Consider the following 18640-nt stretch of genomic DNA (forward strand, 5'->3'; position numbering starts at 1 on the left):
GGCTTAGCTCACGTCCAGAAATAGCGGACGATGTGGAAGAACACCGGTGCGGCGAAGACCAGGCTGTCGGCGCGGTCCATCATGCCGCCGTGACCCTCGATCAGGTGACCCCAGTCCTTGACGCCCTGGTCGCGCTTGATCGCCGACGCCACCAGCCCGCCGAGGAACCCCATCAGGCAGGCGATGAAGGCGACGCCTGCCGCCGCGAGCGGCGAGAACGGCGTCAGGAACGACAGCAGCGCGCCGAGCAGGCTCGATGACACCAGCCCGCCGATCAGCCCTTCCCAAGTCTTTGATGGCGAAACGGACGGCGACAAAAAATGCCGGCCGAACAGCTTGCCGAAAATGTATTGCAGCACGTCGCTGCCTTGCACGGTGATGATCAGGAAGGCGATGAGCAGGAGGTTGCGGCCCTCGAAACCGGGCACGTTGAGCGTCAGCAGCGCCGGCACATGGCTGACGCAGTAGACCGAGATCATGACCGCCCATTGCTGCGCGGACACGCGCTCGAGGAAGCGCTCGGTGTCGCCGTTGAGCGCGGTGATCGCCGGCATCAAGAGGAAGCAGTAGACGGGGATGAAGATAGTGAACAGCCCGTACCAGGCGGTCCACACCAGCCAGTACTGGAAGGGAATGATGATGCCGAACATGCCGAGCAGCACCCAGTGGTCGCTGCGCCGGCTGTGCGTCAGCGTCACGAACTCGCGCAGCGCGGCAAACGAGATCAGCGCAAACAGGATGGTCATGCCGGTGCGGCCGAAGAAGAAGGCGACGGTGATCGCCAGCACCATCACCCACCAGGCGTTGACGCGCTGGTTCAAGTTGACGAGCGTCGAGGGCAACGGCTTCGGCGCCCGCCACGACAGGATGCCGGCAATGACGCTCGCCGTGGTCAGCACGCAGACAAGGCCGGCCAGCAGGATGACGGTTTCATGCATCGGTGGAAGCGTGAGTGGCATCAGTCGTCTCGATCCGGACGCGGGTTGAGCGACAGCAGCGTCTGGCGCGCGCGCTCGAGGAAGGTGCGGCGTTCTTCGCCGGGCGCGATCGCCACCGGCGGACCAAAGACGACGCGGCACAGAAGCGGCACCGGCAGGAACTGGCCCTTGGGCAGCACGCGCGACATGTTCTCGATCCAGCACGGGATGAGTTCGACATCGGGCCGCGCCATCGACAGATTGTAGAGGCCGGAGCGGAACGGCAGCAGATCCGCCTCCGTCGTGTTGCGAGTGCCTTCGGGAAACAGGATCAGCGAGTGGCCGTCGTCGAGCACCGACAGCATGATCGAGATCGGGTGTTGCGTTTCGTCGGTCCACTGCCGGTGGATGAGCACGGACGACAGCATGTCCTGCGCGATGAAGCGGCGCAGCCGCGACTTGCCCCAATATTCGGCCGCCGCGATCGCATGGGTCCGGGCGCGCACCTTCTCACTCAGACAGGCCGACAGTAGGATGAAATCACCATGGCTGGCATGGTTGGCGAAGTAGATGCGCTGCCGCTCCGACGGCTGGCTGCCGTTCCAGATTGGTCTGACGCCGGTTACCACCCAGGCCGCCGCCGACAGGCCGACCGACGTCACCGTCTGCAGCAAGGTGAAGGTGTTGGCGCGCAGGTGAAGTTTTGTCATGGCTCAAACAAATGCTGCGAAAAGGGATGCCGCAGCAAACATGGCGAGCGCCATGCGCTGCCTTGTCAGCAGGCGGCGCGTGCCTGCCATGCGATGGTCGAGCGAGCGGCCGCCGGCAGTGGTGGATTTCAGGCGCATGCGCGACAGCACATCGTCGACCGCGGCACCCCCGGCGGCCTCGCTGGCGTGGCTTGCCATCAGCCGGAACAGCAGCGCATCGAACAAAAGCAAGGCCGAAAGAGCCAGCGTGGCCACGGCGCTCGCCGCCGCGACCAGCCAGGCCGCCGCCGACAGCGCTGTCGTCTGCGGTCCGGCCACCAGGCCGATGACCGGCGCTGCCATCACAGCCGCGACCACCAGCAGGATCGGCCACACCGCCTGCACCATCAGCCCGGCGGCGAATATTTCGGCCTTCTCGGGAAAATTGTCGCCACTCATGCCGGCCAACTCATGTCGGTTCTTCCAGCCCCGGTTCATCCAGCCCGATCTGAAGGTGCACGGGCCTGCCCGACGCGGCGAGTTTCTTGCGCGCCTGTGCAGCTGTGTACGAGCGCCCCGTCACCACCAGCCAGTCGGCGACGACGGCTGCACTGCGCTGGAAGCCGAGCGCGCAGCAGACCAGGACGGTGCCGCGCCGGCGCGCCAGCTCGATTGCCGCCACCGCTCGCTCCAGCCTGTCGTGAGGCGGCGCCACGAGGTCGAGCATCGCGTAGCTGATCCAGCGGCAGGTCACGCCGCGCGGCCGTTCCATCTCGCCGGCAAGGTCGATCACTGTGCCGAAGCGGTTGGCCTCGTCGGCACTCGGAAACCGGCCGAGGAAAACACCGTCGGTGATCTCCGCTTGCGGCGCCAGTTGGCGGGTCCATACCCACACATTGATCCGGGCGCCAAGCCGGTAGGGCAGGAGCAGGATACGGTTGGCCAGTGAGACGCTACCATCGGCTGCCTTCTGGAACACTTTGGCGCCGGCCCCAGCATAGCCGAAGGCGACGATGGCCAGCGCCAATGCCGGCCACAACAGGATGAGAAAATCGGCGGAGACCAACGCGCCCTCGGCAGCGCCGGCCAGGGCAAGGGCCGCCCCCAGCCCGTAATAACCCGCCAGCCGCCGCGCCCTTGGGTCGGCGGTCAACCGAAAACCCCAGAATGGCAGCTCGCCCTTGGACGGAAACAGCCACAGCGCAAACAGGCCGAGCAGGGCGCCGGTCGGAATGTCGATGAAATGATGCTGCCAGGTCGTCAGCACCGAGGCGCCGATGAGAAAACACCAGACGTGCCAGACCGGGCGGAGAATGCCGCCGAGACGGTGACGTGCCAGAACGTGACGCCAATGGTCCCAGATGATCACCAGGAGTGCGATGTGCAGGGATGGCGCTTGGTTGAACGGCTTGTCGAAACCACCGAGCACCGCAAACAGGAAACCCGGCAGGCCGGTGGTTTCCGGCCGCACGAAGGTCGCCGTCAGCGGGAACGCGATGAAGCAGGCGACGGCAATGATCTGCGCCGAGAGATAGCGGCCGGCGAGCCGGTCGACGCCGCGCCTGGTCGTGTTGAGCAGCAGCGATAGGCCGTAGAACAGATTGATCGACCAATAGGGCACGATCGTCCAGGCGACGAACGGGATGGCGTATTCCCAGGCAAACACGATGCTGCCGACATGGTCGCGCCGCGACGCCAGCCAGTTGGCAAAGCCATAGGTCGAATAGAAGAATGGCGCCAGCAGCGCCAGCCAAAGGGCTGCCCTCAGCACGATGCCCAAATAGGGTTCCCGCGCCGGGGCAGGGTCAGCGACAGGCAGGGCCATGGTCTCAGACGCGCCGTGCGACCGAGACGGTGAAGATGCCCCATTGGTCGATGCGCTGGTCGATCTTTGCGAAACCGGCAGCCGTCACCAACTGGTCCATCTCGCCTTGCGTGCGCCGCCGCATCACCCAGGCCTGTCCGCCGCGATGCGAGGTCAGGCTGCGCGCGATCATCTCCAGCTGCGGATGCCATGGCTGGTTGGTGTAGACGAGCAGGCTGCCGGGTTGCATGGCGCTGGCCAGCCCGCCGAGCGAGCGGGAAATCATCGTGTTGTCGGCGAACAATTCGTAAAGCCCGGAGACGATGGCGAGGTCCGGCGCCGGCTTTTGCCCGGCCAGCATGTCGGCATCGAAGGCGTCGGCCTGATGGAAGGTGACGCTGGTCGGCAGCTGCCGCTCGGCGATCAGCTTCGAACCCAACCCGACATTGAGCTCGGAATAATCCTGCAGCCGCACGCTTGCTGGCGGTTCAGTGCATTTGGTGACGGCATCGAGCACATAGCGGCCGTGACCGGCGGCGATGTCGAGCATGTGGACGGGACGGCCGGCTGCCTTCAGGCTGGCGGCGGCGTTGCCGATCAGCTCTTCCAGATGCAGCTTGCGCTGGCGGATGCCGCGCCAGCCGATCGCGTCGAGGAAGGTGCGGTCGATCATGCGGCCGATGAAGCCGGTGCCGCGCGCGTCGTTCTCGTAGACATAGTCGAGCGTCGAGCCGGAATCGAAGCCGGTGGCGATGCCAATCTTCATGCCCGAAGACAGCCAAGCGCCCATGCGGATCGAGGCGCGACTCATCGCCCAGAAAATTCCCTTGGGCGACAACAGCGTCAGCGGCGAGGCGAGCCTCTCGGCCTCGTCGCGGGTGTAGCCGGCGCGGTCGGCCTGAAGCAAGTCGATGGTTTTCTCCGGCGTGGCAAATTGCTTTTCGAGGAACGGCCGGATCAAGTCCAGCGCCTGCTTGCGATCGCGCTCGCCCAGCGTGTCGTGGAAGAAGCCGGGCAGCACATGCCGCTCCTTGGCGCTGCTGCCGAGATTGACGAAGAATTCGTGCTGCGGTCCATGCCGCACCACCCAATCGCTGCCGGAGATCAAGAGCTGCGTCGGCACGGTGATGGCGCGCGCGTCCGAGACGATGCGGGCAGCGTGGTCGTAAAGCTCGACCAGGATGTTGGAGGCGATCGGTCGCGTGATCAGCGGATCGGCGTCGAAGGAAGCGATGCGCTCGGCATCATGCGTCAGAAACTTCGCCTTGACGTAGGAATTGACGAAGAAGCGGCCCTTGAGCTTCTGCCACAGCGCAATGCCCTCCTTGGCGAAGGGCACGTAGAGCTTGACCGAAAAGGCCGGTGAAGCCACCACCAGCGCGCGGATGTCGGGCGCATAGTCATGCATCCAGGCAGCGGCCAGCACGGCGCCGAAGGACTGCGCGATCAGCGCGATGTCGCGCTGGCCAAAACCATCCCGGCCGATCTCACGCACCAGGCAGTCGATGTCACGAACCAGGGCGGCAAAGGATGGCGCATAGCCGCGCTCGCCGGCCGAGCGGCCATTGCCGCGCGCGTCCCAGGCGTAGAAGGCATGTTCGGGCATGGCGAGTTCGTCGACCAGATGCGCCATGCGGCCGCCATGCTCGTGGCCGCGATGGAACAGCAGGATCGCACCCTTTGGCGCCGACCCGGCGGCCGGCCAGTAGCGGTAGAAGATCTCGGTGCCGTCATGGCTCTTGAACGTGCGCTCCTGCGCGATGCGCTCGAGGCTTGCCGGTGCTCCGGCTGCAATGGTCTGGTGGATCATGGTTTCCCTCTGGCGGTCGGGCGCCTGACGCTTTGGCATCATGCGCCGCCCGCTCTAAGGCCGCCGCGTATCCGGTTGATGGCGGTTACGACTGACAGTGTAGCCATGACCGGAAACACAAAGGGCACAATCGCTTGGAACCACAGGCCGCAGGCGATGAGGAAGGCGATGACGCCGAGCGCCAGGGCCCGGTCGCTCTTGCCGAACGGCCCGGCATAATTGCGCCCGCTGCCGGCGGGCACGCCAAGCACGCCGGCGAATTCGACAAGCATGGCGGCGATACCGAAAGCCACAACGCCCCAGGCCGGGAATAGCGTGGCAAAGGCCAGGATCAGCGCCAGGTCGGAGACGACGTCGCAGAGTTCGTTGAGATACATGCCGAGTTTCGACGCCTGCCCATGTTCCCTGGCCAGCATCCCGTCAACGGCGTTGAGCGCCATGCGCACGAACAGCACCACCGGCATCAACAGGAACACCAGGGGATGGAAGGCAAAGGCTGCGACCACCAGGCCTGTGGCAATGGACAGTGCTGCGGCGAGAAGCGTGATCTGGTTGGCGGTGACGCCGGCATCGGCCAGCCGGTCGGCCAGCGGCCGCAGCCTGGCCTGAAAGGCCGGCTTCAGAGCATAGAGCGTAGGCATATGTGATCCCCCCGACCGCGGCTCATGACAGTGTCGGCGAGATTGGTCAATCGGCAGGCAGGGCGCAAGGGCTCGCACCAGCATCCGCACCGTTGAGGGACTCGAAACTCCCGGCATGGATGCAGAGGCGCAGCCGAAGATCTCGGCCAAGCAGAATGTTGCGCGCTACAAACCGTCTCGCAAATGAGAACTTTACAAATACTCGTATTTATGTGAAGTAAATCACTGAAAGGTCGATCATGACAAACAGTCGCTTCGCCACCCGCCTGAATTCCTTCGCCTCGCGGCCGCAAGCCGAATGGCCTGATCTCACCGGCAAGCCGTCCATGCTGCAGATGGCCACTCGCGCGGCCAAGGTCGACGGGTTGACCGATCTTGATCTTAATTTCCCCGACCATGTCAGTGAAAAGCCGGCTGAAATCGCCCGAAAGCTCGGCGGCCTCGGGCTTTCCATCAATGGCTTTGCCATGCGTTACTACTCCAATCCGGCCTTCAAGCTCGGCGCCTTCACCAATCCGGACCCGGCGGTGCGCCGCGAAGCCATCGACCTGACCAAGGCCGGTATCGATGCGGTGCGCGCGGCGGGCGCCAGTTTGATGACGCTGTGGCTCGGCCAGGATGGTTTCGATTACGCCTTCCAGGCCGACTATGCGACGCTCTGGCAACACGAGATCGATGGGGTTCGTGAAGTTGCCGCGCATGATCCCGGCTGCCAGATCAGCCTGGAGTACAAGCCGAACGAACCGCGCTCCTACTCGCTGATGCCGGATGCCGCGACCACCTTGCTGGCGATCCGCGAGGTCGGCCTACCCAATCTCGGCGTCACGCTCGATTTTGCCCATGTGCTCTATGCCGACGAACAGCCGGCCTTCGCCGCGGCGCTGATCGCTCGCCACAGCAAACTTCTCGGCGTCCATCTCAACGATGGCTATGCCAAGCGCGACGACGGCCTGATGGTCGGCGCGGTGCACACGCTGCAGACCATCGAACTGCTGCGCCAGATCCGCCGCGACGGCTATGCCGGCGCCATCTACTTCGACACCTTCCCCGACATGACCGGGCTCGATCCGGTGCGCGAATGCGAAGTCAACATCGCCACCGTCAAGCGCCTGCTGTGCGTTGTCGACCGGCTGGAGAAGGATAACCGCCTGTCCGCCGCCATGGACAGCCAGGACGCCGTGACGTCGCAGGCTATCGTCCAGGAAGCCATGCTCGGGCCGGAGACGAGGGGACGTGGATGACGTTGAGCAATCTCGATCTGAAAGCCGTGGGGCCGCGCATCCGCATGATGATGCCGCATCTCACCCCGCTTGAGGCCAAGGTGGTGGAAACCGTCTTCGGCCGGCGCGGTTTCGACCAGACCATTCCGCTGAAGCAGATCGCTGAGGAGGCCGGCGTGTCCGAGGCGATGGTGGTCAAGATCGCCAAGAAACTCGGCTTCTCCGGCTACCGCGACTTCCGCACCGCCGTCTATGAATACAGCCGCCTCCCGACCGCCGAGATGCACCAGGAACTGTCGGTCGACGACAGCTCGGCCGAGATCGTGCAGAAAGTGTTCCGCACCTCGATCCAGGCGCTGGAGGAGACGCTCGCGATCCTCGACATGGACGATTTCGACCGTGCCGCCGATCTGCTCTACCGCGCCAGGAACCGCGATTTTTATGGCGTCGGCGGCTCCGCCCAGATCGCCCGCGACGTCTCGCACAAATTCCTGCGCATCGGCATCCGCGCGTCTGTCTATGACGACTCGCACATGATGCTGATGTCGGCCTCGCTCCTCGGCGCCGACGACATCGCCGTCGGCTTCTCGCATTCCGGCAACACGTCGGCCGTCATCGACGCCATCCATCTTGCCCGCAAGAGCGGCGCCCGCACGCTGGCCATCACCAACTACGACAACTCGCCGCTGGCCCGGATTGCCGACATCGTGCTGTGCTCGACGGCGCAGGGATCGCCGCTGATGGGCGAGAACGCGGCGGCCCGCATCGCGCAGCTCAACATCCTCGACGCGCTGTTCGTGGCGGTGGCGCAGCGCGACTACCAGGCGGCGGAGCGCAATCTCGGCCGCACCATGTCGGCGGTCACCTCGAAGCGAAAAGACCGGGGCACATGACGGTTCCGCTGGTCACCGTCTTCGGCAGCCTGCATTACGACATCATGGTCGACGCGCCCGACCGTCCGCGCAAGGGGGAGACGGTGACCGGCCGTGCCTGGCAGCCGAAATGCGGCGGCAAGGGCGGCAACCAGGCGGTCTCGGCGGCACGCGCCGGCGTGCGTGCGGCGATGATCGGCGCCGTCGGCGACGACGATTTCGGCACGGCGCTGCTGGCCAATCTCGATCGCACCGGCGTCGATCGCCGCTTCGTGCGCGTGGCGGCCGGCGCAGGCTCCGGCATGAGCGTGGCGATCTTCGACAGCGATGGCGACTATGGTGCGGTGATCGTCTCCGGCAGCAATCTCATCCTGGGCGGTGATGACATCGCGGCTGCGGGCGAGGTGGTGGTACAGACGGCAGTGCTGTTGCTGCAGAACGAAGTGCCCGATGCCGCCAACATCGCTGCCGCGCGCGCGGTGAAGGCATCCGGCGGCCGCGTCGTGCTCAACGCCGCACCGGCGCGAACACTGTCGGCCGAATTGACCGCGCTGACAGACATCGTCATCGTCAACGCCATCGAAGCGGAATTTTTGGCCGGCGTTCCGGTCGATACGCTCGCCGGCGCAACCGAAGCCGCACGGCGGCTTATCGATGCCTACCCCTCGGCGATTGTCACCGCCGGCGGTGAGGGGGTCGCCTATTGCGACCGGACGGGCGCGGCCTTCGCGCTGGGCGCCATTCCGGTAAAAGTCGTCAGCACCCATGGCGCCGGCGACGAATTCGTCGGCGCCTTCGCGGCAGGCCTCGCCCGTGGCCATCCGATGGAAGCGGCGATCGCCACGGCCAATGCCGCCGCCGCCTCGCTGGTGGCGACACCGGAGGGAAAGCGCAGCTCGCGTTGAAAACTCAGGCCGCATATTGCCGCCTCCAAACCCGTGCCCCCGTCGATGAGCGAAACGGCAAACCGGGCGCGGCGAGAACCTGCTTGGCTTTGCCCTGATGGAGGCGCGGGACCAAGCTGCGTGGTCGAAAGTAGGGAGCTTCAGTCCGCTTCGCCGGCCGAACTTTTGCCGCACTGCGCCAGCACCTTACCGATCGCAGCGCTCGAGCCCGTCAGCGGAAAGCTGTTCTCGCCATATTTGTCGGCCGTAACCGTGACGTCGCCCTTGCCGCGCAACAGGCCGAGCAGTGGATCGTCTTTGCTCAGCTCAGCCGTGAAGTAATTATACATGGCCTCGAGGTCGAGCTTTTTGGTCACGCTCTTGTCACCGCCCTTGAAGGTGAAGGAAGCGCTGATGCCGGGTTCCAGCTGCTGGCCGGCCGCACCCAGATCGTAGCTCAGCACCGGCTTGTCGAAACAGACGAGCATCAGATGCGCATCGGCCTTCGGTCCGCCGCACACCGAAGCCGTCAGCACGCTGCCGCCTTCGTCTTCTTCCATCTTGGCGCTCCAGTTGCAGGATGCGGCAAAAGCCGGCTGCGCGGCTTGCAGCGCGGCCAGAACGGAACCTGCCATCATGAACTTCGCCAATGCACTTTGCATGATCCCCTCCCAAGCTACATTCAACGAGATCATACAGGACAAAAGGCCTGGTGACAGCGGCATATGCCGTCTTAGCCCCCGGCGCGCCCCATTGATCAAGCCTTTGAGACCGGCCTCGACGTCCAGGGCGGCTCCGGCGCGAAGCGCTTGCCGATCCACTCGGCGAAGGCGCGTGTCTTGGCGGCTTGTCCCTTGGCCGAGGGCATGACGACATAGACCGCGCCTTCGTCGGCCAGCGTCCAGTCCGCCAGCACCGGCACCAGCCGTCCGTCGGCGAGTTCGCGTCCGACAAGCCAGTCGGTGCTCATCATCAGGCCGAGGCCTTGCACCGCGGCTTCGACCAGCACCTCGGCATCGTCGCACACCATCGGCCCCGAGACGTCGACGTTGACGCGGCGTCCCGAACTGTCGGTCATCTCCCAGGTTGGAAAGGTCTGGAAGCCGGAGAAGCCGAGGCAGGCGTGTTCTGTGAGCGCTTCCGGCGCTTCCGGCGTGCCCCGGCGGGCGAGGTAGGAGGGAGCAGCGCACAGCAACCGCCGCCGTGTCGCGATCTTGCGCGCCACCAGGCGCGAGTCCTCCAGCGCGCCGAGACGGACGGCGACATCGAAGTTCTCTGCAACGAGATCGACGAACCGGTTGGAGAACTCGGCCTCGATGCGGACATCCGGGAACGTCGCTAGAAATTGCGGCAGCAGCGGCCCGATCCACATACGGCCAAAGGTTCCCGGCATCGCCAGCCGCAGCAAGCCCCGCGGAGCCCCGCTGGCATGCGCGGAAGCAGCAGCCTCAGCTTCGTCTACCGAGGCCAGGATGGCGCGGACACGCACCAGGAACTCCGCTCCGGCCTCCGTCAACGACACGCTTCGGGTGGTCCGGTGCAGCAGCCGCACGCCGAGCCGCTCCTCCAGCGATTGCAGGCGGCGTGACAGAACCGTCGAGTCGCGCCCGACGCGCAACGCTGCCTTGGTGAAGGAGCGCGCTTCGGTGATGGCCGCAAAGGCGGCCATTTCGGCAAGGCTGGCGGGGTCGTGTGATTGCTGCATAAAGCACAGGACTCAAATGTAAAAATTCCGGATTATCTGCTTGTAGCGCAGCAGATAGCTTCACTCAATCCTGACGATTGACCCCTTAAACAGGAATGCGTGAGCCATGAAAGCCATCGAACTGACCGCCGCCAAACTGGACGCCTTTCGCGCCACCACCATTGCCACGCCTGAACCGCAGCGCGGCGAAGTGCTGATCCGCCAGCGCGCCGCGAGCCTGAATTTCGTCGATGTGGCGGTGGCCAGCGGCAATTATCGCGTGCCCGGCTTTCCGCTCATTCCCGTCGCCGACGGCGCCGGCGAGATCGTCGCGCTGGGGGAGGGCGTTACGGATTTCGCCGTCGGCGATCGCGTCGTTGCCCATGCCAAGCCGCGCTGGATCGGCGGTCCGCCCCGGCCTAACGAGATGACACAGATGCGCGGAATTTCGCTGCCGGGGTCGCTCGCCGAATATGTCGCGCTGCCGGCCAACTCGCTCGTGCCGGTACCGGCTCGTCTCTCCTTCGAGGCGGCGTCGACACTGCCGATCGCCGCGACCACCGCCTGGAACGCGGTCTGCGCCGCCGATGTCGGGCCGGGCTCGGTCGTCGTGCTGCTCGGCACCGGCGGCGTCTCCATCTTCACCCTGCAGCTGGCGAAAGCCGCCGGCGCCACCGTCATCATCACTTCTTCGTCGGACGAGAAGCTGGGGCGGGCGAAGGCGCTCGGCGCCGATCATCTCATCAACTACCGCGCGACGCCCGACTGGGACGGCAAGGTGCTGGAACTGACCGGCGGCCTCGGCGCCGACCTCGTCGTCGAGACCGCCGGCACCGCCACCTTCGCCCGCGCCGTCAACGCCACCGCGCCTGGCGGCACGCTGTTCACCATCGGTTTCGTCACCGGCGCCGAGGCCACGGTCGACCTGCTGCCGATCATCATCAAGGCGCTGAAGGTGGTCGGCAACAACACCGGGTCGGTATCTGACCTTCGCGCCGCCGTCCGCGCCATCGCCGCCGCCCGCATCGACCCGGTCGTCGACAAGGTGTTTAGCCAGGAGCAGGCGGCCGAAGCCTACGCGCACATGGCGGCGGGCGGGCAGCATTTCGGCAAGCTTGCGTTCAAGCTCGACTGGTAACCGAGGCGCGCGAGCTGCCAATCTCCCTCCTTGAGGGGGAGATGCCCGGCAGGGCAGAGGGGGTCGGTCCGACCGGGCTCGACCTACTGCGGCGGAAGGAGGTTGGCGCTCTACGAGAGGCGACCCCCTCTGTCGCCTTCGGCGACATCTCCCCCTCGAGGGGGGAGATTACGCACGCCGCTTCCTAGATCAACTTCTCCAGCGTGATCGGCAAGTCCCGCACTCTTTTTCCCGTCGCATGGAACACCGCATTGGCGATCGCCGGCGCTACGCCGACGATGGCCAGTTCGCCGACACCCTTGCCGCCGAGCACCGAAGAGTGCAGGTCGGGAACGCCGACCGAGATGACCTCGATATCGGGGATGTCGGCATTGGTCGGCACCAGATAGTCGCCGAGATTGTTGTTGACGATGCGGCCATGCCTGCGGTCGACAATGCCTTCTTCCAGCAGCGCCTGGCCGATGCCCATGATGATGCCGCCCTTCCACTGGCTCTCCGCGAGTTTCGGGTTGTAGAGCCGGCCGGAATCCAGCGCCGACACCACGCGCGACACGCGCACGGTGCCGAAATCCTCGTCGACGCGCACCTCGATGAAATGCGCGCACCAGGAGTGGCGCGAATAGTCGCCCTCGGTGTGCGGCAGTGCCGCCGCGATGGTGGTGTAGTTCTTGTAGCGATCCTCGGCGGTCGAGTTCGCCGGCATGGTGTCGCCGGTGGCCTCGATGCGGTCGCGGCCGACGCTGGCCAGCAGGTCGGCGATCGAGACATCGGGACCATCGCCGCGCGGCGACCTGATGCGGCCATTGGCGACGACCAGCGTGTTGGCCTGCAGCGCGTGGAAGGGCGAGCGCGGATCGCTGATCGCCAGTCCGACAAGCTGATCGAGCGCCGATGTCGCCGCCTTGTAGACCGCGCCCGTCATCACGCCGGCCAGCCGCGACCCGCCGGCCACGCCGGCGCGGGGATACCGGGAATCGCCGAGCTTCACGACGACATGGTCGGCCGCCACGCCGACCGTTTCGGCCGCCGTCTGCGCCAGGATCGTGTACGTGCCTTGGCCCATGTCGATCGAGGAGCTTTCGACCTCGACCGAGCCGTTGGCAAGGATACGCACGATGGCCTCGCCATAAGCGCGCCGCACCGGGTAGGTGCCGGCGGCGACGCCCCAGCCGATCAGCTGGTTGCCGTCGCGCATCGAACGCGGTTTGGACGTGCGCTGGGCCCAGCCGAAGCGTTCGGCGCCAGCCGCGAAAGCCTCGCGCAACTGCCGCGTCGACCAAGCCTTTTTTGCGTGCGGATCCTGCTCGGCGTAATTCCTCAGCCGGATCTCCAGCGGATCGATGCCGACCTCGTAGGCGAGCTCGTCAATGGCGCTTTCGATGCCGAAGGCGCTAGGGTTTTCGCCCGGCGCGCGCATGGCGCCAGGCACCACCGAATTCACCCGCACGACATTCTGCTTCGAGGAGAAGTTGGGCGTCGCATACATGATCGAGGTGACCACGCCCAAAGGCTCGACCCACATGCCGTCGATCGACGTTTCATTGACGCCGCGATGCACGATCGACTGGATCTTTCCGTCACGGTCGGCGCCGATCGTCACCGTCTGGCGGGTCGCGGCGCGGCCGCCATAGCCGGTAAAAGTCTGCGGCCGCGTCATCACGACCCGCACCGGACGTCCCAGCATCTTGGCTGCGGCAGCAGCCACCGCGCCATGGCCGAGCGCCAGCGCCTTGGAGCCGAAGCCGCCGCCAATATAGGGCGAGACCAGGCGCACATTCTCGAACGGCACGCCGAACCATTCGGCATAGGTGCGGGCCATGCCGTCGAGCCACTGGCTTGGTTCCCACACGGTGAGCTTGTCGCCCTCCCAGCGGGCGATGAGGCCATGCGGCTCCATCGGCGCCTGGTATTCGCGCGGCGTGTTATAGGCGCCGCAGACGCGCACCGGGGCAGCGGCGAAAGCGGCCTGCGCATCGCCCCATTCCTTGGTCATGGCGGCGATCGGAATGCCGTCGCCCGCCTTGGCGTCGCTGAGGTCGACGATGGCCGGCGTCTCGTCATAGCTGACCTTGACCAGGGCTGCGGCCGCAACGGCCTGCTCGAAGGTCTCCGCGATGACCGCGGCGACATGCTGGCCCGAAAAGGTGATATCGCGCGCCAGCGGGCAGTAGGGCTTGTCCGGCGGCGGTGTGCCGAACCAGTCCGATGCAGTCTTCAGCGGCATGATGGTGTCCGGCGTCAGCACCTTGAGCACACCAGGTGCCGCCTCGGCGGCTGACGTGTCGATCGAGCGCACCTTGCCTGATGCGATCGTGCTTTCGACCAGGACGCCGTAGGTTAGCCCGTCGAGCTGCTGCTCGACGGCATATTTTGCCGCACCGGTAATCTTGGCCGGGCCGTCGACGCGCGACAGCCGCCCGCCAACCTGATCGGCAGTGCCGTCCGAAGCGTCGCCGTGCCGTGTCCTCGGGTCGTGAATGGTCATGACATGGCTCCCGTCTTGAGGATGGCGCGGGCAACGACGCGCGGCGCCAGTTCGATCTTGTAGTGGTTGGCGCCGTGGTCGATCGCCCCTTCCATGGCGAGCAAGCTGGCTGCCCGCACCCTGTCTTCGCTGAGCACCTTGCCCTTCAACGCCGCTTCCACGGCGTGCGCCCGCCACGGCTTCGTCGCGACGCCGCCCAGCGCGACGCGCAGGTCGCGAATGGTGCGGCCATCGGCTTCGAAGTCGATGCCGACTGCGGCACTTGCAGCGGCGAACTCATACGACTGCCGGTCGCGGATCTTGAGATAGGTCGAACGCCGGGCCGTGCCGGAAGCCGGTATGCTGATGGCGGTGATCATCTCGCCCGGTTGGATGGCATGTTCCCTGTCGGGCGTGGCGCCGGGCAGGAGAAAGAAGTCGTCGACGGCAACCTGGCGTTCGCCAAGATGAACCACGGCGTCGAAGGCGACCAGCGCGGTGGCGAGGTCACCGGGATACATGGCGATGCAGGCGTCGCTGGTGCCGAGCACGGCATGGCCGCGGGTGACGCCCCCGATCGCCGAGCAGCCGCTGCCGGGCGAGCGCTTGTTGCAGGCGGAAAAATTCGCGGGATCGCGGAAATAGGGGCAGCGCGTGCGCTGCATCAGATTGCCGCCGATGGTCGCCATGTTGCGCAGTTGCGCGGAAGCCGCCTGCCACAGCGCTTCGGAGACCGCGGGAAAGCGGCTCTTGATCTCGGCATGGTCGGCGACGTGGCTCATCTTGGCCAGCGCGCCGATCATAGCACTGTTAGCGTCGACCTTGATGGCGTCGAGCCCTGTGAGATGGGTGATGTCGACCAGGCTGTCGGGTTCGGCCACTCCGCATTTGGCGAGATCGACCAGCGTCGTGCCACCGGCAAGCAGCATGGCCCCAGGCAGGGCGGCTGCCTGTCGTGCCGCATCGATACTATCGGCGCGAACGTAGGAAAAATCCCTCATGACGCGACCTCCAGTGCCGCCTGGCGCACGGCGGCAACGATGTGCGGATAGGCGCCGCAGCGGCACAGATTGCCGGCCATGTATTCGCGGATCTCGTCATCCGAGCCGGCATGGCCCTCGCGGATGCAGGCGACCGCCGACATGATCTGTCCCGGCGTGCAGTAGCCGCACTGGAAAGCATCCTGGTCGAGGAAAGCAGCCTGAACCGCGTTGAGCGTGCCGTCATCGCCGGCCAATCCTTCGATGGTGGTGATCTCGCGGCCTTCGACCTGTGCTGCAAGCGTCAGGCAGGCGAGCACGCGCTGTCCCTCGACATGCACCGTGCAGGCGCCGCACTGGCCCTGGTCGCAACCCTTCTTGGTGCCGGTCAGGTTAAGACGGTCGCGTAAGGCGTCGAGCAACGTGACGCGCGGCTCGACCTGCAGTTCATGGTCGTGCCCGTTGATGGTGAGGTGGATGGTCTGGCTGGTCATGGGCGTCTGGCTCCAGTTGCTTGACGCAAGGGGATTGAAATGGCGTCCGAGTGAGAGAGGAAAAGGGAAGAGGCGACGGTGCGCCTAATCTCGCCCCTTGTGGGGGAGATTGGCAGCTCTGCCGCCCCGACTCTCCAGCGGACAGGGGATGCTTCAGTCTTCACAATCTCAACACGTGACATACCGGCTCCCCTGATTATATGATAAGGCTGCTCCACTAAAACGGAGGCGCCTCCGTTTATCCAGTTGGGGGCTTTACCCCTCCGGGTTCAAGCCCCCATATATCGACAGTGGAGAAAAAATTGACCGACCAGCCGCACGCAATTGCCGACGAGAAGCGCGAAGCCGCAGCGCCAAGGCCGCTGCGCGCCGATGCGCAGCGCAACCGCGACCGGCTGGTCGAGGTTGCGGCAGCGGCCTTTGCCGAGCACGGCGTCGATGCCTCGCTGGAGGAGATCGCGCGCCAGGCGGGCGTCGGCATCGGCACGCTGTACCGGCATTTTCCAACCCGCGAGCATCTGGTCGAGGTGGTCTATCGGCGTGAAGTCGAGGCGCTCTGTGCGGCGGCCGATGATCTCGCCAGGCACCATTCGGCCGATGTGGCGCTGGAACAGTGGATGCAGCGCTTCGTCGACTACATCGCCACCAAGCGCGGCCTTGCGGCCAGCCTGCGCATCCTGTTCAACACCAATTCCGCCGTGTTCTCCGACATGTCGGGCCGGGTGTCGCTGGCCTTGCGCCAGCTGGTCGAGGCGGCGGGCGCCGAAGGCTCGATCCGCAACGACGTCGACGCCTCCGATGTGCTGCATGCGCTGGGCGGCATCTATTCGGCGCCCGACACCAAGGACTGGCGCGACCGCTCGCGCCGTCTGGTCAAGCTGCTGATGGACGGGTTGAGGTTCAGGGCAGGGAAGAGGTGACCTAGCGGCTCAAGCCGAACCATCGACCGCATAGAACGGAAACGCGCCGGGCAGCCCGCTTGCCGCCATTTCGCCACGCTCCTCGAACCGCAGGCCGGAGCCGACCACGAGATCGCGCACCGTCCTTGATGCGATGATTTCGCCCGGCCGCGCATGGTCAAGCAGACGCGATGACAGTTCGATCGCCGCGCCTGAAAATTGATGGCCCCGCTGCTCGCACTCGCCGATATGCACCGCCGAGCGGACCTCGACACCGGATTGCCGCAAGCGATCGCGGATGGCGATCGCGCACTGGATCGACCGCGTTGGCCGCTGGAACACCGCGAGCACCTTGCCGTCCGATCGGCTGATCTCTCTGCCTTCGGCCGCGAGGAGTTCGCCACGGAGCGCTTCGGCGTGCCGCTCGGCCGGCTCGATGCCGAAAGGCGAGCCCGTCATATCGAGGGACAGCACCGACACAAGCAGCCGTTCGCCTGGGGCCGCCGGCAAGGCGCCGGTGACGAAAGCCTGGATCTCGTCGACGATCCGATCGGAATTCTCGCCCCAGATGACGTGGTCGCGGCCGGCGAACTCAATGTATCGGGCGCCCTCGATGTGCGTCGCCAAGTAACGTCCTTCTTCCCGCTTCACCCAGCCGTCGCCAGTCGTCTGCATGATCAGTGTCGGAACATGGACAGCAGGCAGAATGTCGCGAACATCGATTTCGGCTCCCCAGCGCCACAGGGCGATCGCGTCGGCGGGCGAGGCAGAATTCCTGAGATAGGCGGCGAACCATTCTGTCTCGAACGTGTCGCTCATCAGACTGGGCGCCGCGTTGCTCATATCCGCCGCCGCTCCCCATTCTTTCTCGACGATCGCCAGATCCTCTTCCACCTGCTCGCTTGTCTTCGCCCACGGATAGTCTTGTGACCACCTGCCGCGGGCGTAGGCCCCATTGAGCACGAGTGCCGCTGTGCGCTCGGGATAGGTCGCCGCGAACAGCATGCACATCGGGCCGCCCTCGGAGCTGCCGAAAAGCACCGTGCGCTTCGAGCCAACCGCATCCAGCACTGCCCGCACATCTTCCATCCGCTCTTCCAGGGTCGGCAGACCGACATTGCGGTCCGAGAGCCCGGTGCCGCGCTTGTCCATGCGGATTAGGCGCGAGAAAGTGCCGAGCCGCCGGTGCACATGCGAAAGCCGCGGCGAGCCCCAGGCGTGGTCGAGGTTGGAGACCCATCCCGGCACATGGATCAGGTCGACCGGACCGTCGCCGGTCACCTGATACGCGATGTTGATCCCGGCCGATTTGACATAGTGGGTCGGGGGGGCTGCGAGTTCGTGGCTGAAGCCGGTAGCGTCATCCGCATCGGTCGTGGGTGGCCGTGCCGGCGCCATTGTGCGGCGTGTGCGCAGCGTCTCAAACAATTGCCGCGTCTCCGGCTCCGGCTGCAGCTTGAGATCGCGTAGAAGCGCGGTGCGGCAGTGCTCATATTGCTTCAGCGCGAGATTGGTCCTGCCTTGCGCCGCATAGGCGCGCATCAGGGCCCGGTGGACATCCTCCCTCAACGGGTCCATGGCCAGCAGGCGCGCTGCCGCGCGCACGCATGCGGCAGGATCGTTCGTCGCTGCATAATGCGCGACGAGCCTGTCGAGCGCCGCGACGGCCAATGCCCGCAGCCGCTCGCGTTCGATCCTCAGCCAGTCCTCGAATGGCTCCTCCTTCAGGCCGAAGCCGTCGAGCAGGTCGCCGCGGTAGACATTGAGCGCCAGTTCGAGGTCTTCGGGTGCCGGGCTGGCGACCAGCGCCTCGAACCGCGCGACGTCGAAATCAAGGCCGTCGAGATGCAGAGCGACGCTGTTGCCATCGGTGAGGAAGCGGCCGCCGCCGCACGTCTGCATGGCCTTCCTGACAGACGATACCGCTTGCCGCAGGCTCATTCGCGCCTGCGCCTCGCTGTTGATGCCCCAGAGCAGGGTCGCCAGCTTCTCGCGCGACTGCGAATGCCCCGACTGCAGCGCGAGATAGGCGACCATCGCACGCGCCTTGCGGCTGATGGCTGGAACCGTGGCCCCGACGCCGGCAAAGTCGAAACCACCCAGCAGGTGAAGATAAGGTCCGGTCATCGGATCCGCCACGGTCA

17 protein-coding genes are annotated in these 18640 nt (G+C 65.6%); 5 read left to right on the forward strand and 12 right to left on the reverse strand.

From position 1 onward, the window contains the following. Window positions 1-8 precede the first annotated feature (8 nt). From X757_RS143700 to X757_RS143675, 6 genes are read right to left on the reverse strand one after another with little or no spacing between them, the layout of a single operon-like run. Window positions 9-938: a phosphatidate cytidylyltransferase gene (locus X757_RS143700; RefSeq protein WP_023713517.1), complete on the reverse strand. Its 930-nt coding sequence runs from the start codon at window positions 936-938 to the stop codon at window positions 9-11. 20 nt (window positions 939-958) lie between these two features. Next, window positions 959-1627, reverse strand: a complete 669-nt coding sequence (locus X757_RS143695) for a lysophospholipid acyltransferase family protein (RefSeq protein ID WP_023685463.1) — start codon at window positions 1625-1627, stop codon at window positions 959-961. Window positions 1628-1630: 3 nt separating this feature from the next. After that, window positions 1631-2065 (reverse strand): hypothetical protein, encoded by a 435-nt coding sequence (locus X757_RS143690; protein ID WP_031199625.1) that lies wholly within the window; start codon window positions 2063-2065, stop codon window positions 1631-1633. A gap of 10 nt (window positions 2066-2075) precedes the next feature. Next, window positions 2076-3431: a phosphatase PAP2/dual specificity phosphatase family protein gene (locus X757_RS143685; RefSeq protein ID WP_023712500.1), complete on the reverse strand. Its 1356-nt coding sequence runs from the start codon at window positions 3429-3431 to the stop codon at window positions 2076-2078. Between the two features lie 4 nt (window positions 3432-3435). Continuing rightward, window positions 3436-5217, reverse strand: coding sequence for a bifunctional alpha/beta hydrolase/class I SAM-dependent methyltransferase (locus X757_RS143680; RefSeq protein WP_031251437.1), 1782 nt, complete (start codon window positions 5215-5217; stop codon window positions 3436-3438). Between the two features lie 41 nt (window positions 5218-5258). Then, window positions 5259-5861, reverse strand: a complete 603-nt coding sequence (locus tag X757_RS143675) for a CDP-alcohol phosphatidyltransferase family protein (RefSeq protein WP_023727032.1) — start codon at window positions 5859-5861, stop codon at window positions 5259-5261. Between the two features lie 239 nt (window positions 5862-6100). Between X757_RS143675 and X757_RS143670 the strand changes: the two genes are divergently transcribed. From X757_RS143670 to X757_RS143660, 3 genes are read left to right on the forward strand one after another with little or no spacing between them, the layout of a single operon-like run. Then, window positions 6101-7102, forward strand: a complete 1002-nt coding sequence (locus X757_RS143670; protein WP_023727033.1) for a sugar phosphate isomerase/epimerase family protein — start codon at window positions 6101-6103, stop codon at window positions 7100-7102. Further along, window positions 7099-7974: a MurR/RpiR family transcriptional regulator gene (locus X757_RS143665; protein ID WP_023727034.1), complete on the forward strand. Its 876-nt coding sequence runs from the start codon at window positions 7099-7101 to the stop codon at window positions 7972-7974. Before X757_RS143670 ends, X757_RS143665 begins: the two co-directional genes overlap by 4 nt. Then, complete coding sequence (locus tag X757_RS143660; RefSeq protein ID WP_023727035.1) at window positions 7971-8858, forward strand: ribokinase; 888 nt, start codon at window positions 7971-7973, stop codon at window positions 8856-8858. The genes X757_RS143665 and X757_RS143660 overlap by 4 nt, the downstream gene beginning before the upstream one ends. Window positions 8859-8998: 140 nt before the next feature. On the opposite strand, the gene X757_RS143655 is transcribed toward X757_RS143660, so the two are convergent. Both X757_RS143655 and X757_RS143650 read right to left on the reverse strand, forming a co-directional pair. Then, complete coding sequence (locus X757_RS143655) at window positions 8999-9499, reverse strand: hypothetical protein (RefSeq protein WP_023713519.1); 501 nt, start codon at window positions 9497-9499, stop codon at window positions 8999-9001. 95 nt (window positions 9500-9594) lie between these two features. Next, window positions 9595-10542: a LysR family transcriptional regulator gene (locus tag X757_RS143650; RefSeq protein ID WP_023688979.1), complete on the reverse strand. Its 948-nt coding sequence runs from the start codon at window positions 10540-10542 to the stop codon at window positions 9595-9597. A gap of 106 nt (window positions 10543-10648) precedes the next feature. On the opposite strand from X757_RS143650, the gene X757_RS143645 reads away from it, so the two are divergent. Next, window positions 10649-11659 carry an NAD(P)-dependent alcohol dehydrogenase gene (locus tag X757_RS143645; RefSeq protein ID WP_023727036.1) on the forward strand — a complete coding sequence of 337 codons (1011 nt, stop codon included), beginning with the start codon at window positions 10649-10651 and terminating at the stop codon, window positions 11657-11659. Between the two features lie 184 nt (window positions 11660-11843). On the opposite strand, the gene X757_RS143640 is transcribed toward X757_RS143645, so the two are convergent. The 3 genes from X757_RS143640 to X757_RS143630 are packed head-to-tail and all read right to left on the reverse strand — an operon-like array spanning window position 11844 to window position 15597. Beyond that, the gene (locus tag X757_RS143640; protein ID WP_023727037.1) at window positions 11844-14144 is read right to left on the reverse strand and encodes a xanthine dehydrogenase family protein molybdopterin-binding subunit; all 2301 of its coding nucleotides are present in this window, start codon (window positions 14142-14144) and stop codon (window positions 11844-11846) included. After that, a complete protein-coding gene (locus tag X757_RS143635) occupies window positions 14141-15124 on the reverse strand; it encodes a xanthine dehydrogenase family protein subunit M (protein ID WP_023727038.1) in 984 nt (327 codons plus the stop codon). Before X757_RS143635 ends, X757_RS143640 begins: the two co-directional genes overlap by 4 nt. Continuing rightward, a complete protein-coding gene (locus X757_RS143630; protein ID WP_023727039.1) occupies window positions 15121-15597 on the reverse strand; it encodes a (2Fe-2S)-binding protein in 477 nt (158 codons plus the stop codon). The genes X757_RS143635 and X757_RS143630 overlap by 4 nt, the downstream gene beginning before the upstream one ends. Before the next feature lie 302 nt (window positions 15598-15899). Here X757_RS143630 and X757_RS143625 point away from each other — a divergent pair, with 302 nt between their 5' ends. Further along, window positions 15900-16517 (forward strand): TetR/AcrR family transcriptional regulator, encoded by a 618-nt coding sequence (locus X757_RS143625; RefSeq protein ID WP_023727040.1) that lies wholly within the window; start codon window positions 15900-15902, stop codon window positions 16515-16517. 9 nt (window positions 16518-16526) lie between these two features. Here X757_RS143625 and X757_RS1000000166875 read toward each other — a convergent pair whose 3' ends face one another. Next, window positions 16527-18623 carry an alpha/beta fold hydrolase gene (locus X757_RS1000000166875; RefSeq protein ID WP_032996325.1) on the reverse strand — a complete coding sequence of 699 codons (2097 nt, stop codon included), beginning with the start codon at window positions 18621-18623 and terminating at the stop codon, window positions 16527-16529. Window positions 18624-18640: the final 17 nt, after the last annotated feature.

The sequence above is a fragment of the Mesorhizobium sp. LSHC412B00 genome (assembly GCF_000503035.1).
Lineage (GTDB): Bacteria > Pseudomonadota > Alphaproteobacteria > Rhizobiales > Rhizobiaceae > Mesorhizobium.